Annotated in this window: 11 protein-coding genes; 8 read left to right on the top strand and 3 right to left on the bottom strand. The window is 70.3% G+C overall.

The genetic code is table 11. From position 1 onward, the window contains the following. Positions 1-1,830 (bottom strand): malto-oligosyltrehalose synthase (treY, locus tag ABZ070_RS28455; protein ID WP_356638196.1); only part of this gene is annotated, 1,830 nt, incomplete at its 3' end. A gap of 136 nt (positions 1,831-1,966) precedes the next feature. Next, positions 1,967-4,087 carry a glycogen debranching protein GlgX gene (gene glgX / locus ABZ070_RS28450; protein ID WP_356638195.1) on the bottom strand — a complete coding sequence of 707 codons (2,121 nt, stop codon included), beginning with the start codon at positions 4,085-4,087 and terminating at the stop codon, positions 1,967-1,969. A 138-nt stretch (positions 4,088-4,225) separates the two neighbouring features. Between glgX and ABZ070_RS28445 the strand changes: the two genes are divergently transcribed. The 4 genes from ABZ070_RS28445 (at position 4,226) to ABZ070_RS28430 (ending at position 8,702) form a co-directional block, all read left to right on the top strand. Next, entirely contained in the window at positions 4,226-5,050 is an 825-nt protein-coding gene (locus ABZ070_RS28445; protein WP_356638194.1) for a Tat pathway signal sequence domain protein, read from the top strand. A 68-nt stretch (positions 5,051-5,118) separates the two neighbouring features. Beyond that, entirely contained in the window at positions 5,119-6,441 is a 1,323-nt protein-coding gene (locus ABZ070_RS28440) for a copper amine oxidase (protein ID WP_356638193.1), read from the top strand. Between the two features lie 89 nt (positions 6,442-6,530). Continuing rightward, on the top strand, positions 6,531-7,766 hold the full coding sequence (locus tag ABZ070_RS28435) for an SAV2148 family HEPN domain-containing protein (RefSeq protein ID WP_356638192.1): 1,236 nt from the start codon (positions 6,531-6,533) through the stop codon (positions 7,764-7,766). A gap of 213 nt (positions 7,767-7,979) precedes the next feature. Next, positions 7,980-8,702, top strand: coding sequence for a 3'-5' exonuclease (locus tag ABZ070_RS28430; protein ID WP_356638191.1), 723 nt, complete (start codon positions 7,980-7,982; stop codon positions 8,700-8,702). Positions 8,703-8,777: 75 nt separating this feature from the next. Here the strand turns inward: ABZ070_RS28430 and ABZ070_RS28425 are convergent, their stop codons facing one another. Next, on the bottom strand, positions 8,778-9,629 hold the full coding sequence (locus ABZ070_RS28425) for an aminoglycoside phosphotransferase family protein (RefSeq protein ID WP_356638190.1): 852 nt from the start codon (positions 9,627-9,629) through the stop codon (positions 8,778-8,780). Between the two features lie 238 nt (positions 9,630-9,867). Between ABZ070_RS28425 and ABZ070_RS28420 the strand changes: the two genes are divergently transcribed. From ABZ070_RS28420 to mgt, 4 genes are all read left to right on the top strand, one after another. Further along, positions 9,868-10,734 carry a sugar ABC transporter permease gene (locus ABZ070_RS28420; protein WP_356638197.1) on the top strand — a complete coding sequence of 289 codons (867 nt, stop codon included), beginning with the start codon at positions 9,868-9,870 and terminating at the stop codon, positions 10,732-10,734. Then, positions 10,731-11,573, top strand: a complete 843-nt coding sequence (locus ABZ070_RS28415; RefSeq protein ID WP_356638189.1) for a carbohydrate ABC transporter permease — start codon at positions 10,731-10,733, stop codon at positions 11,571-11,573. Before ABZ070_RS28420 ends, ABZ070_RS28415 begins: the two co-directional genes overlap by 4 nt. Beyond that, the gene (locus ABZ070_RS28410) at positions 11,573-12,883 is read left to right on the top strand and encodes a sugar ABC transporter substrate-binding protein (protein ID WP_356638188.1); all 1,311 of its coding nucleotides are present in this window, start codon (positions 11,573-11,575) and stop codon (positions 12,881-12,883) included. The genes ABZ070_RS28415 and ABZ070_RS28410 overlap by 1 nt, the downstream gene beginning before the upstream one ends. 77 nt (positions 12,884-12,960) lie before the next feature. Continuing rightward, positions 12,961-14,157: a macrolide-inactivating glycosyltransferase gene (gene mgt, locus ABZ070_RS28405; RefSeq protein WP_356638187.1), complete on the top strand. Its 1,197-nt coding sequence runs from the start codon at positions 12,961-12,963 to the stop codon at positions 14,155-14,157. The last annotated feature ends 219 nt before the right edge of the window (positions 14,158-14,376 follow it).

Raw genomic sequence — 14,376 nt, 5'->3', positions numbered from 1 at the left:
TGCCACCGAGTGCTGTGGCGGGCCCGCCGGTCCCGCGTCCACGAACGCCGACACCGCTTTTTCGTACGCCGCGTCCGGCTCCGTCCAGCTCGTGCGCAGCCCCGCCTCGCGCACCGCCTTCAGCAGGGCCGTCTCCAGCCGTCCGGCGTCCGGTACGCCGAACCCGACGGCGGTCTGCCACGCCGTCCACGCGACCTGCGGATCGGGGGCGGTGCCGCCGGCCATGCTCTCCGCCTCCTCGGTGATCTGGGTGAGGAAGTCCGCCCAGCGCTCCGGGCATTCGGACAGCACGGCGATACGGGCGCGCACGTCCGCGCTGCGCTTGGTGTCGTGCGTGGTGAGCACGGTCCCCGTCGTGGGCCAGTCGGCGGCCAGACGGGCGCAGTACGCGTGGAACGCCTCGGGGCGGACCGCCGGATCGCCGGGGTCGCCGCCGACCTCGTTCGCCGAGAGCAGCGGACCGTATCGGTAGAAGGCCTTGTCCTCCAAGGACTTGGCCCGCAGCGCCGACGCCGTCTGGGCGAAGCGGGCACGGAAGGCCTGGTGCTCCGGCCCTGTGCCGAGCAGCCCGAGGGCCAGGCCCCTGGCCACGTCCACGGCCGCCGCCTCCTCCGGCACCGTGAAGGCCTCCTTCGCGTCGAGGACCGCCTCCTCGGGGAGCGCTTCCTCGTCGCCGATCCCGTAGGGGCGGTAGACGGGGACGCGTACCAGCAGCTCCCGTATCGCCGTGCCCAGTGCCCACGGGGCGTGGTCCCGCAGCCGGGCGTCGGCGGCGCAGGCCCGTTCGGCGATCCGTACGAGTGCCGCGGTCTCCGCCGCCAGCTCATGGGTGACCACCTCGTGCGCGGCGTGCCGCGCCGTGGCGTCCCAGCGGCCGCCCAGTTCCTCTGCCGCTTCGGTGAACTGCCGGTGGTCGGCGGCGAGTACCGCCGCTCCGTCCGGGTCGGTGAACAAGCCGTCGAGGCGTCGCAGCGCGTCGTACCCCGTCGTCCCGGCGACGGCCCAGCCGGCCGGCAGCCGCTCGTCACCGGTGAGGATCTTCTCCACGACGGTCCAGCAGTCCCCGCCGGTCGCTTCGTCGAGCCTGCGCAGATAGCCCTCGGGATCTGCCACCCCGTCGGGGTGGTCCACCCGCAGACCGTCGACGACGCCGTCCCGCACCAGCCCAACGATCTTTCTGTGGGTGGCGTCGAAGACCTCCGGGTCCTCGACGCGCACACCTATGAGCTCCGAGACGGTGAAGAAGCGGCGGTAGGTCAGCTCGGTGCGGGCCAGCCGCCACCAGCCCAGGCGGTACCACTGGGCGTCCAGCAGCTCGGCGATCGGCAGGTCCGCCGTGCCTTCCCGCAGGGGGAAACGCTGCTCGCCGTAGTGCAGGACGTCGCCCTCGACGTGCATCTTCTCCGTCTCGTCGCCGACGCGGCCGGCGAGGACCGGCAGCAGCAGCCTTCCGCCGCCCGCTTCCCAGTCGATGTCGAACCAGCGGGCGTACGACGATCCGGGCCCGTCCCGCAGGACTTCCCACAGGGCGCGGTTGTGGCGAGGGACCGCCGCCATGTGGTTGGGGACGATGTCGAGGACGAGCCCCATGCCGTGCTCGTGTGCCGTACGGGACAGCTCCCGCAGTCCCGCCTCGCCGCCCAGCTCCTCGCGGACCCGGCTGTGGTCGACGACGTCGTAGCCGTGCGTGGAGCCGGGGACGGCCTCCAGCACCGGCGACAGATGCAGGTGTGAGACGCCGAGCGCGGCTATGTGCGGCACGGCCTCCGCCGCGGCGGAGAAGGGGAAACCGGGCTGGAGCTGGAGCCGGTACGTGGAGGTGGGCGTCATGCGAACATACGTACCCGCCCCGAGGGGTTCCTGCGCCCGGCCCGGTGGACCGTGTGGGCCGATCGGGTGGTGCGGGGACTCGTCCGGGCGTCCCACCTGGACGAACGCCCTCCGGTGTGCCCCGAGCGGGGGGCGCCTACGCCGGCCGTCGCAGCACCGTCATGCTGCGGCCCACCAGCCGCAGCTCGTCCCCGGCCGCGACCATCGGACCGTTGCCCGGCGGCACTCCTTCCTTGCATGCCGTGTCCACCACCACCTGCCACTCCTCGCCGTGGCTCACCGGCACCGTGAATTCCAGCTCCTCCGCGCTCGCGTTGAACATCAGCAGGAACGAGTCGTCGGAGATCCGCTCACCGCGCGGTCCCGGCTCGGAGATCGCGTGGCCGTTCAGGAAGACGGACAGCGCCTTCGCGTGCGCCGCCTGCCAGTCCCGCGCGACCATCTCGTCGCCCTGCGGGGTGAACCAGGCGATGTCGGTCAGCTCGTCGTGGGTCCCCTCCACCGGCCGGCCGTGGAAGAACCTGCGCCGCCGGAAGACGGGGTGGTCGCGCCGCAGCCACACCATCGTCTTGGTGAAGGCGAGCAGCGAGCCCTCCTCGTCGTCGCCCGGGTCCGGCCAGTGCACCCAGGAGATCTCGTTGTCCTGGCAGTAGGCGTTGTTGTTGCCCCCTTGGGTACGCCCGAACTCGTCGCCGTGGCTGAGCATCGGCACGCCCTGCGAGAGCATCAGCGTCGCGATGAAGTTGCGCATCTGCCGCTCGCGCAACTCCAGCACACCCTCGTCGGCGGTGTCGCCCTCCGCCCCGCAGTTCCAGGAGCGGTTGTGGCTCTCGCCGTCGCGGTTGTTCTCGCCGTTGGCCTCGTTGTGCTTGTCGTTGTAGGACACAAGGTCGTGCAGGGTGAAGCCGTCGTGGCAGGTGGTGAAGTTGATCGAGGCCAGAGGGCGGCGCCCGTCGTCCTGGTACAGGTCGGAGGAGCCCGTGAGCCGGGACGCGAACTCGGCGAGGGTGCGCGGCTCGCCCCGCCACAGGTCCCGCACGCAGTCGCGGTACTTGCCGTTCCACTCGGTCCACAGCGGCGGGAAGTTGCCCACCTGGTAGCCGCCCTCGCCGACGTCCCACGGCTCGGCGATCAGCTTCACCTGGCTGACCACCGGGTCCTGCTGGACCAGGTCGAAGAAGGACGACAGCCGGTCCACCTCGTGGAACTGGCGGGCCAGCGTCGCGGCGAGGTCGAAGCGGAATCCGTCCACATGCATCTCGGTCACCCAGTAGCGCAGCGAGTCCATGATCAGCTGCAGCACGTGGGGGCTGCGCATCAGCAGGGAGTTCCCCGTGCCGGTGGTGTCCATGTAGTAGCGGCGGTCCTCGGTGAGCCGGTAGTAGGACTCGTTGTCGAGGCCGCGGAAGGAGAGGGTGGGGCCGAGGTGGTTGCCCTCCGCCGTGTGGTTGTAGACCACGTCGAGGATGACCTCGATACCGGCCTGGTGCAGGGCGCGTACGGCCTGCTTGAACTCGAGGACCTGCTCGCCGCGGTCACCCCAGGAGGCGTACGAATTGTGCGGGGCGAAGAAGCCGATCGTGTTGTAGCCCCAGTAGTTGTTCAGCCCTGCGTCCACCAGCCGGTGGTCGTTGACGAACTGGTGGACGGGCATCAACTCGAGTGCGGTGACGCCCAGTTCCGTCAGATGCGAGATCACGGCGGGGTGGGCGAGTCCGGCGTACGTGCCGCGCAGCTCGGGCGGCAGCTCCGGGTGCAGCATCGTGAGGCCCTTCACGTGGGCCTCGTAGATCACGGTCCGGTGGTAGTCGGTCCGCGGCAGGCGGTCGTCGCCCCAGTCGAAGTACGGATTGACCACCACCGATGTCATCGTGTGCGGAGCGGAGTCGAGGTCGTTGCGTGAATCGGGCCTGCCGAAGTGGTAGCCGTAGACCGACTCGTTCCACTCGACGGAGCCGCTGATCGCACGTGCGTACGGATCGAGCAGAAGTTTGGCGGAGTTGCAGCGCTGCCCGCGTGCGGGCTCGTACGGGCCGTGGACCCGGAAGCCGTAGCGCTGGCCGGGCATGATGCCCGGCAGATAGGCATGCCGCACGAAGGCATCCGTCTCGCGCAGCTCGACTGCTGTCTCGGAGCCGTCGTCGTGGAGCAGACACAGCTCGATTCGGTGCGCGGCCTCGGAGTGCACCGCGAAGTTCGTGCCGGCGCCGTCGTACGTGGCACCGAGGGGATACGCCTGTCCCGGCCAGACCTGCATAGATAGGACTCTTCCATTTCTGATCCGGGTATTGGGGGCTACTCGGGTTAGATCTTCCCCCAAAGTGGGGCAACCTCCTAGGACTTCGTACCGTCCTACCGGGTGACCAGTCACAAACAGGGGGGAAACGGGGGACACGTGCGCCAATCAGTGCGCCGTCACCTGGGGAAACTGGTGGCGGGTGCCGCCATCGCGGTGACAGGGACCGCGGTGATGGTGGGGATCACGCTGCCGGACACCGCAGGGGCCGACGATTCCGGCAGGGGAACGGGAGGGGCGGCCGAGGCCGGCGGCAGCCCCGCGGCGGGCGGATCGGGACCGGCCGACGCCCCGCGGCCCGGCGTCATCGCCGACGCGCCGGAGGAAGGCGAACGGGGGGTGGGCGGCGATCCGCTGACCGACGACGAGTTGAAGCGGGCGGAGCGGCTGGCGCTGCCCGCGTCCGCACGGCAGGACGGCCGGGACGCGGCCGGCGGCCGGGGCCCGCAGCATCTGGCGACCAACCTTGCCGAGCCGCTGCCGTCCGAGGCGGACGGCACCACCGCGCCACGCCGGGCAGAGGTGCGCTTCTACGACTATCGGACCGATGAACTCGTCACCAGGACCGTCAATCTCGACACGGGCACGGTGGAGCGGACCGGCACCCGGCGCGGAATCCAGCCGTCGCCGCACCAGGAGGAACTGCGCGAAGCCCTCGGGCTCATTCTGAAGAGCCCGCTCGGCGCCGACCTGAAGTCGGACTACAGGGACGCGACCGGCCGGACGCTCGACGACCCGGACCAGCTCTGGTTCAACGGCGACGTGTACCGCACCTACCGCGAGACGAACGTGCCGGAGCAGCTCGCCCGGTGCGGCGAGCACCGCTGCGTGCGGCTCGTCGCGAAGGTACGCGACGGCGCCTGGATCGAAATCCGGAACCTGATCGTCGACCTGAGCGCGAGAAACGTCGTCCGCGTCGGCTGACCGGCTCCTCACCCCTCTCCGTTCCCTTTTCCCCACATGCCGTACCTCGTACGAGGGAGTTCGTCCTCATGCACGTCACGCACGTGAACAGAGCTTCGCGCGCCCGCAGGCGCGGCGCGCTGCTGGCCGCCGCCGCCCTCCTCGGCAGTGTCGGCGCCGCGACCGGACCCGCCTCCGCGGCGCCGGCGGCCACGCCGCCCCCGGCCGCCCAGGTGCCCCGGCCCGAGTGCAGCAGCGCCTTCCGCGTCGAGCAGAAGCTCGACGGAGGCACCACCTGGCGCATGTGCTGGCGCTACGACACCGACGCCGGCCTCGTGCTCGACAGGGTCAGCTATCAGCCCAGGGGCGAGCGGCGCCCCATCCGCGTACTGAACAGCGCCAAACTCGCCCAGATCCATGTTCCGTACGACGACGGCAAGGCCGAGTACGACGACCTGACCGGCGCCGGCTTCGGCTGGGGCCTGCAGAACCTCGCCCCCGCGGAGTGCCCCGGCGGCACGGTCAGGCGGGTCAAGGTCCCCGACGTCGGCGTCGTGAACGGCCTGTGCACCACCACCCGCGCCCGCGGCCACGCCTACCGCCTCGCCAACGACGAGGGGACCAAGGTCTGGCAGTCGCAGGGCAAGGACCTGCTCGTCTACACGGTCAACAAGGTCGCCTGGTACGAGTACATCACCGAGTGGCGGTTCTCCTCCGACGGCACCATCTCGGCCGACGTCGGCGCGACCGGCAGCCTCGCCCCCGACGACTACAACGCCGCAGACGGCCGGGGCTGGCCGATCGGCAAGGGCTCCCGTGACTATGCCACCAGCCACGCCCACAACGTCTTCTGGCGGCTGGACTTCGGCCTCGACGGCAGCAGCAAGGGGCGCATCGAGCAGTACGACTCCAAGGTCACCCCGCCGAGCGGAGACGGCAGCCCGACCGTGAAGACGACCCGGACGCCCGTCACCAAGGAGCTCGCCGGGGACGCCAGGACCATGCGCTGGTGGCGGGTGGTGAGCGCGACGGGCAAGAACAAGGACGGCCACGCACGCTCCTACGAGATCGTGCCCGGGGCTTCCGCCACACACGCGGGACGCGGCTTCACCCGGCACGACGTCTACTTCACCCAGAACCGCGCCTGCGAGCAGTTCGCGAGCAACAACATCCACGACTGCGGAGCGCGCGGCGGCGACAGCGTGGACAAATGGGTCAATGGTGAGAACCTCGTCAATCCGATCACCTGGGTCAACATCGGGTTCCACCACATCGCCCGGGACGAGGACCAGCAGCCCATGCCGGTCCACTGGCAGGGCTTCCAGCTCGCCCCCAGGGACGTGACCGCTATGAATCCCCTCACTCCGGCCGATCTCACCGATCAGAACGGTCAACACGGCCACGGGAGTTGAGAAAACTCCCGGCTCAACCTGCTGCACCGCCTCCCGCCGCGGAGTAGGCTTCCTTGATCGTTGGAGGGGGCAGGGAAGGCGGTGCGCGGGTGAGCTCGGGAGGGCTGGAGCTACCCCCCGGTGACGCGGGTCACGAGGGGGGAGACTCCGCCGAGGTCCCGCCAGGAGCGGTCTCGCTCGCGCGGCCGATGGAGATCGGGGCCGAGCTGGACTGGGGCGCCGACGCGTGGAGCGAGGTGCGCACACGCGCCCAGCGCGCCGGGCGCGCCTACATCTGGCTGAATCTGGTGGAACAACGGCTGCGGGCGGTGGTGGCCGCCGTGCTGCGCCCCATCTACGAGCCGGTGCACGGCGACGAATGGGTGGTCGCCGCGGCCGGCCCGGCGGGTCACGAGTGGGTGCAGCGTGCCGTCGCGGTGCGTGAGGTCTCCCGCCGCAAGGGTTATCTGCTGGACCCGGCGGACGACAACGTTCTGTCCTTCCTCACCCTCCCGCAGCTGCGGGAGCTGATGGTCCAGCACTGGCCCTGCTTCGAGCCGTACTTCGACGACCGGCGGGACGTCGAGCTGGCTCTCGACGAGCTCGAGGTCGCCCGCAACGTCGTCTCCCGCAACCGCGCGCTGAACGAGGCGGTGCTCGCCCAGGCCGAGCGTGCCTCCGCGCGGCTGCTGGAGATACTCGGCAGCGGCGCTGGTGTGCCCTCCGCCGACCGGCTCCCGGTCGACGCGGTCGAGGACCTGGTCGGGGACCGGTACGCGGACGTCGTCTCTGTCCATCCCGACCGCGTCAGGCTCCAGCGCCAGCTGCCCGCGGAGGACCTCTTCGGCGGGGCGCGGCGCGTCGACGCGATCGGCATAGGACTGAACCTGCTGGTCCAGAACTTCTCGGGCCGCAGGCTGGTCCGCCTCGCCGAGTCGGGCTGCCGGGTCCGGCTGCTCTTCCTCAATCCGGCGAGCAGCGCCGTCAAGCGGCGCGAGCGCGAACTCGGTATCAAGAAGGGTGAGTTGAGCCGAACGGTGGAGATGAACATCCTCCACATGCGCCGGGTCCGCTCCCGGCTGCGGGACCCCGGAGCTTTCGAGATACAGGTTTTCGACGAGACCCCGCGCTTCACGGCCTACCTCGTCGACGGCGACGGCCCCGACGGTCTCGCCGTCGTCCAGTCCTATCTGCGCCGTGCACGCGGCATGGAGGCGCCCGTGCTGGTGCTGCGGGGCGCCGGGCGGTCGGTCGTACGCGCGGGCCAGGACGGAGAATCGGGTCTTTTCCAGACATACCGAGAGGAGTTCGAGTCGGTCTGGGCCGACTCGCGTCCGGTGTCCTGAGAACCCGCTCGCGCAGCCACCGGATCGATGTCCCGGATCGACGTCCCGGATCAGTGTCCGGATCGGTGTCCCGGATGTCCCGGATCGACGTCCGGTCGGGACCGCCGCCCGAACCGCGGCCCGAACCACCGGCCGAACCCGCTGTCAGTGGTGCGTGCGAGAGTGGTCGTCAACTGGGGGAAGCACCACCGCACCACTGAGAAGGGGGCACGCATGTCCTGGCACCGCGAGCTGCTGGTCGGCTTCGATCTGGAGACGACGGGCACCGATCCGCTCGACGCACGCATCGTGACGGCCGCCGTCGTCGAGCTGCGGGCCGGGGAGCCGGTGCGCAGGCACGGCTGGATGGCGGATCCGGGGATAAGCATCCCGGCACAGGCCTCCGCCATCCACGGCATCAGCAACGAGCGGGCCGCCGCCGAGGGCCGCCCCGCCCGTGAGGTGGTCGACGAGATCGCCGGGACGCTGACCGGTCACTGGCGGCAGGGCGTTCCGGTCGTCGCATACAACGCCGCCTTCGATCTGACGTTGCTGGCCGCCGAGTTGCGGCGGCACAACCTGCCGTCTCTGGACGAGCGGCTGGGCGGCAGGCCGATCGGCCCCGTCGTGGACCCGTACACGATCGACCGGGCCGTCGACCGCTACCGCAAGGGGAAGCGCACGCTCGAAGCGGTCTGCGTCGAGTACGGGGTGGCCCTCGACAGCGCCCACCATGCCGACGCGGACGCGCACGCCGCGGTGCTGGTCGCCTGTGCGATAGCGGAGCGGCACGCCACGGTGGCGGGCCTCGCGGTGGCGGAGCTGCACCAGCAGCAGGTCGCCTGGTACGCGCAGTGGGCGGCCGACTTCCAGGGCTTTCTGCGCCGCAAGGGCACGCCCGACGCGGTGGTCGACGCCTCGTGGCCGCTGCGGGAGCTCGCGCCGGTCGCCGGCTGAACACACCGGCCCGGCGGGCAGGTCACCTTGCGCGGCGGTGCGGGGGCAGACCATGGTGCGTGCCGACTCGCGTCGTCAGAAGGGGTACCAGCGCACCTCGGGGTCGGTGTCCCGCAAGGATGCCACCCTGCGTCGGAATTCGGCCAGCGCCCCGGGGTTGGACGGGGCGTGCTGCGCGACCCAGGCACAGCTGGCGGTCTCGCGGGCGCCCCGCAGCACCGCGCAGCCGTCCCAGGCGCGCACGTCCCAGCCATAGGTGGCGGTGAACGAGTCGTAAGCGGCCGGATCGAGGCCGTAGCGGTCGCGGGAGAGGGCCATGACCACCAGGTCGTGTTCGCGCAGGTCCGACGAGACGGTCTCCAGGTCGACCAGGACGGGGCCGTCCGGGCCCACATGGACATTGCGGGGGAGCGCGTCGCCGTGGATGGGGCCCGGCGGCAGATGGGGGGTGAGCGCGGCCGCCGCGTCGGCGAAACCGTCGCGACGTGCCCGCAGAAAGGCGGCGTCGGCCGGGTCGATCGTGTCGCCGGCCAGCCGCAGCCAGCGCTCGACACCGCCGAGCAGATCCCGGCGGGGCAGCTCGAAGGGAGGGGACGGCAGTGCATGGACGAGCCGCAGCAGGTGCGCGAGGTCGGCGGGCCGCGCGGGCCGTAGGGCGTCCGGGAGCCGGTGCCACATTGTCACCGGATGTCCGGCGACCAGCCGTGGCACGGGCTCCGCTGCCCGCACGGCAGGCACGTCCGCGGCCTCCAGCCAGGCGGCGACGGCCAGTTCACGCTCTGCACGCGGCAGCAGCTCGGCGTCCCGGCCGACCTTGACCACCACCTTGTCCGCCGCGAACACGGCGTTCTCACCGAGCGCCAGCAGCGGCGCGTCGGCCGGCAGCCCGGCCTCCGCCAGCACCTCACGTGCCCGTGTCTCGTCCATCGTCCTCTCCCAGCACCGTCGTGAACCCGACAAAGTTTCGCATCCATGCAGGTCGTCTTGACGAACCGACAGCTCGTCAGCACCATGACGCCAGGCCGCCGGGCGTCCGGGGACTGTCCTGACCAGCCGCCCGAAGGAGTCGAATGTGACATCGGCGACCGCAACGGCGCGGTCCGGGAAGAACACCGGAGAGCCGGCCGGCGGACAGCCCGGGAAGGGCACGGCCCGGACAAGGGTCATGGACCTCGGTGCCTGGTTCCTGGTCCTTCCCGCGCTGCTTCCGATCCTGGTGCTGAGCGTCGGTCCCCTGCTCTACGGGATAGCGCTGGCCTTCACCGATGCACAGGCCGGGCGCACCGAGCCCATCGAGTGGATCGGCACGCTCAACTTCCAGGACCTCCTCCACGACACGCTGTTCTGGGACTCGTTCAGGATCGGCCTGCTGTGGGCGGTCGGTGTGACCGTCCCGCAGTTCCTGCTCGCGCTGGGGCTTGCCCTGCTGCTCAACCAGCAGCTGCGGCTGCGCTGGCTCGCCCGGGCGCTCGCGATCATTCCGTGGGCCATGCCGGAGGTCGTCGTCGGCATCATGTGGCGGCTCGTCTACAACCCGGACGCCGGCCTCCTCAACGAGACCATCCGCGATCTGGGCCTGGGCGACGGCCGGGACTGGCTCACCGGGCTCGCCACCGCGTTGCCGGCGGTGATCGTCGTCGGGGTCTGGGCGGGCATGCCGCAGACCACGGTCGCCCTGCTCGCCGGCCTGCAGAACACTCCGCACGAGCTGCACGAGGCCGCGGCCCTTGACGGCGCGGGCGCATGGCGCCGGTTCCGGACCGTCACCTGGCCGGCGCTCAAGCCGGTCGCACTCGCCATCACCGCTCTCAACTTCATCTGGAACTTCAACTCCTTCGCCCTGGTCTACGTGCTCACCAACGGCGGGCCCGGCGGGCGGACCCGGCTGCCCATGCTCTTCGCCTACGAAGAGGCCTTCCGCTACGGACAGTTCGGGTACGCGGCGGCGATGGGCTGCATCATGGTCGCGGTGATCTCGCTGATGCTCGCCCTCTATCTCGTGGGACGGCTCAAGGGAGGCGAGGACGCATGACGGCCCTTCGCACCGGCAGGGCAGGGCGGGCAGGGCAGTATCTGGCGCTCCTCGCCTACCTGGTCTTCCTCGCCTTCCCGTTTCTGTGGCTGATCTCGACCGCCTTCAAACCGCCGCGCGAGCTGGGGTCCCTGCATCCCACGTGGATTCCGCAGAACCCCACCCTCGACAACTTCCGGCAGGCGTTCGACGAGCAGCCGTTGCTCCAGGCCGCGGGCAACAGCCTGCTCGCGGCCCTCGCCGCCGCGCTGATCGCCGTGGTGATCGCGACCCCCATGGCCTACACGATGGCCCGCAACCGCAGCAGGCTCACGACCGCGGCGACCGGATGGGTGGTCGTCAGCCAGGCGTTCCCGTTCGTCCTGGTGATCATCCCGCTCTTCCTGATCCTGAAGAACCTCCATCTGATCAACACCCTGTTCGGCCTGATCATGGTGTACGTCGTCTGGTCGCTGCCTTTCGCCCTGTGGATGCTCGTGGGGTACGTGCGGGCCGTGCCGCGCGAGTTGGAGGAGGCGGCGGCGGTCGACGGCGCCGGCAGACTCCGTACGCTCGTGTCTGTCACCGCGCCGCTGCTGGCACCCGGCATCGTCGCCACCGCGCTGTTCGCGTTCATCACCGCCTGGAACGAGTTCTTCTTCGCCCTCGTCCTGCTCAAGACCCCGGAGAAGCAGACCTTGCCGGTCGTCCTCACCCACTTCATCGGCGCGGAGGGCGTGGCCGACCTCGGGCCGCTCGCCGCCGCCGCCTTCCTCGCGACGATTCCCTCGCTCGTCATCTTCGCGGTCATCCAGAAGCGGATCACGGGCGGAATGCTGGCAGGGGCGGTGAAGAGCTGATGCGCGCACGCGGGACGGCACGGGTCAGGTGGCTGACGGCTGCCGCCGCTTCACTCGCGCTGCTGCTCACCGGCTGCGGCGGGGGCGGTGGGGAGTCCGACGGGACGATCAGGCTCCGCTTCCAGTCGCTGGCCTGGCAGAAGGAGTCCGTCGACGCCAACAAAGAGCTGGTGGAGGAGTGGAACGCGGCCCATCCCGGCGTCCAGGTCGAGTACGTCCAGGGCAGCTGGGACAGTGTTCACGACCAACTGCTGACGTCGTTCGAGGGCGGCGAGGCGCCCGACATCATCCATGACGCCTCCGACGATCTCGCCGACTTCGCGTACGGGGGATACCTCGCCGACCTGAGGGGGCTCCTGCCCGAGCGCCTCACGTCGGACATTCCGGAGCGGAGCTGGGAGACGACCACGTTCGGCGGCGGCGTCTACGGCGTCCCGTTCCTCCAGGAACCGCGGGTCCTGATCGCCAACAGGAAGATCCTCGAGGCGTCGGACGTCCGGATCCCGACGGCCGACAAGCCATGGAGCTGGCCGGAGTTCCGTCAGGTCACCAAGGACTTGACGCAGACGATGGGGAAAGGGAAGTACGGCGTCGCCTGGCCGCTCAAGGAGCCCGTCTCCGTAACGCTCAACCTCGGTCTCTCCGCCGGCGGGCAGCTGTTCCACCGCGGTGACGACGGCAAGGTGACCGTCGACTTCACCGCCGGCGACGCCGTTGTCCCCGGCACGATCCACGACCAGGTCAACGTCGACGGGAGCGCCTCACGCAGCACGCTCGGCATGGGCGGCTCCGACGCACTGCCGGGGTTCTTCGGCGGCAGGTACGCGATGGTGCCGCTGGGCTTCTCCTACCGGCAGCAGATCGCCCAGCAGGCGCCGGAGGGCTTCGAGTGGACCGTGCTGCCGGCGCCCGCGGGCCCCGAAGGGCCTGCCCAGGGCGTGAGTCCGCAGACCTTGTCCGTCTCGAAGGACAGCGCACACAAGAAGGAGGCGGCGCAGTTCATCGACTTCATGCTGCGGCCGCAGAACATGGTCCGGTTGGCGAAGGGCGACTGGATGCTGCCGACCGGGACGGAAGCGCTGAAGGACCCGGCGCTGCACACCGAGAAGGACGGCTGGGCGACCGGCGCGGCCCTCGCCCGTGATCTGCGCCCGGCGCCTGCGCAGTCGGTGCGCGGTTATCCGGAGTGGAAGGACAAGGTCGCGACACCGGCGTACCAGGAGTACTACAGCGGCGCGATCAACGAGGAGGAGCTGAAGGAGCGGCTGGTGAAGGACGGAAATCTGGTGCTCGCGCGCTATCAGCGCTGACGGGGGAGCGTGGGGGCGGTCGGGAGACACCGGAAAGCAGGTTGCACGAGACGTATCGTCTCGCTTAGTCTCGCGTCATGACCGAATCGCAGCGCGCCCATATCGCCATGTTCTCCATCGCGGCCCCGGGGCACGTGAACCCGAGCATCGAGGTGATCCGCGAGCTCGTCGCCCGCGGCCACCGCGTCAGCTACGCGATCCCCGCCTCGTACGCGGACCGCGTCGCGCAAACGGGCGCCGAGCCCGTCGTCTACACGTCCACGCTCCCCACCGAGGACGAGCCGGAGGCATGGGGCACGGAACTGATCGACAACATCGAGCCGTTCCTGAACGACGCCATCCAGGTGCTGCCGCAGCTCATCGAGGCGTTCGAGGGCGACGAACCGGACCTCGTCATCCACGACATCACCTCGTACCCGGCGATCGTCCTCGCCCATCGCTGGGGTGTCCCCGCCGTCTCCCTCTCGCCCAACCTCGTCGCCTGGGAGGGGTACGAGGAGGAGGTCGCGGAGCCGATGACCGCCGAGCTGCGGGCGTCGGAACGGGGCAGGGCGTACTACGCGCGCTTCGCCGACTGGCTCGCGCAGAACGGCATCACCACGCATCCCGACCCGTTCGTCGGGCGGCCCCGCCGCAGCATCGTCCTGATCCCCCGGGCGCTGCAGCCGAACGCGGACCGCGTCGACGAGTCCGTGTACTCGTTCGTCGGAGCATGCCAGGGCGACCGGGCGGGCCAGGGGGAGTGGCAGCGGCCGGCGGACGCCGAGAAGGTCCTGCTCGTCTCGCTCGGCTCCACCTTCACCAAGCAGCCCGGTTTCTACCGCGAGTGTGTGAAGGCCTTCGGGGAGCTGCCGGGGTGGCACGTGGTGCTCCAGATCGGGCGGTACGTCGAGACGTCCGAGCTCGGCGAGATTCCCGGCAACATCGAAGTGCACTCGTGGGTACCGCAGTTGGCGATCCTCAAGCAGGCCGACGCGTTCATCACCCATGCGGGTGCGGGCGGCAGCCAGGAGGGCCTTGCCACCGGCACGCCGATGGTGGCCGTGCCGCAGGCCGTCGACCAGTTCGGCAACGCGGACATGCTCGTGGGCCTGGGGGTGGCACGGCGTCTCGAGACGGACGCCCCGGCCGGGGAGCTGCGCGATGCGGTACTCGCACTGGCCGGGGACCCGCAGGTGGCTGCGCGGCTCGAGGAGATCAAGTCCGGTATGGCCGGCGAGGGCGGCACTCGACGCGCGGCGGACCTGATCGAGGCGGAACTCCCGTCCCGGTGAGCCCCCAGTGACGGGGTGGCGGCCAGGCCCCGCCGCCCCGCCGCCCTTTCGTGAATTCGTCTCCGTCACCCTCGTGTGCGCATGTGTAAATGGCGTGTACGAATGGTCATATCCGTGATGCATGCGTGGGGCATGTGTGTGTTCCTTCTGCGCACGGGCGCCGGATCCGCGTCGAAATGAGGGGCGTATTCAGGTCGTCCCCCCTGTCCAGCGGAGATG

The organism is Streptomyces sp. NPDC006283 (assembly GCF_040613325.1).
Classification (GTDB): domain Bacteria; phylum Actinomycetota; class Actinomycetes; order Streptomycetales; family Streptomycetaceae; genus Streptomyces.
Note: the sequence above shows the minus strand (reverse complement) of the source record. Positions and strands in the feature narration are given on the sequence as shown.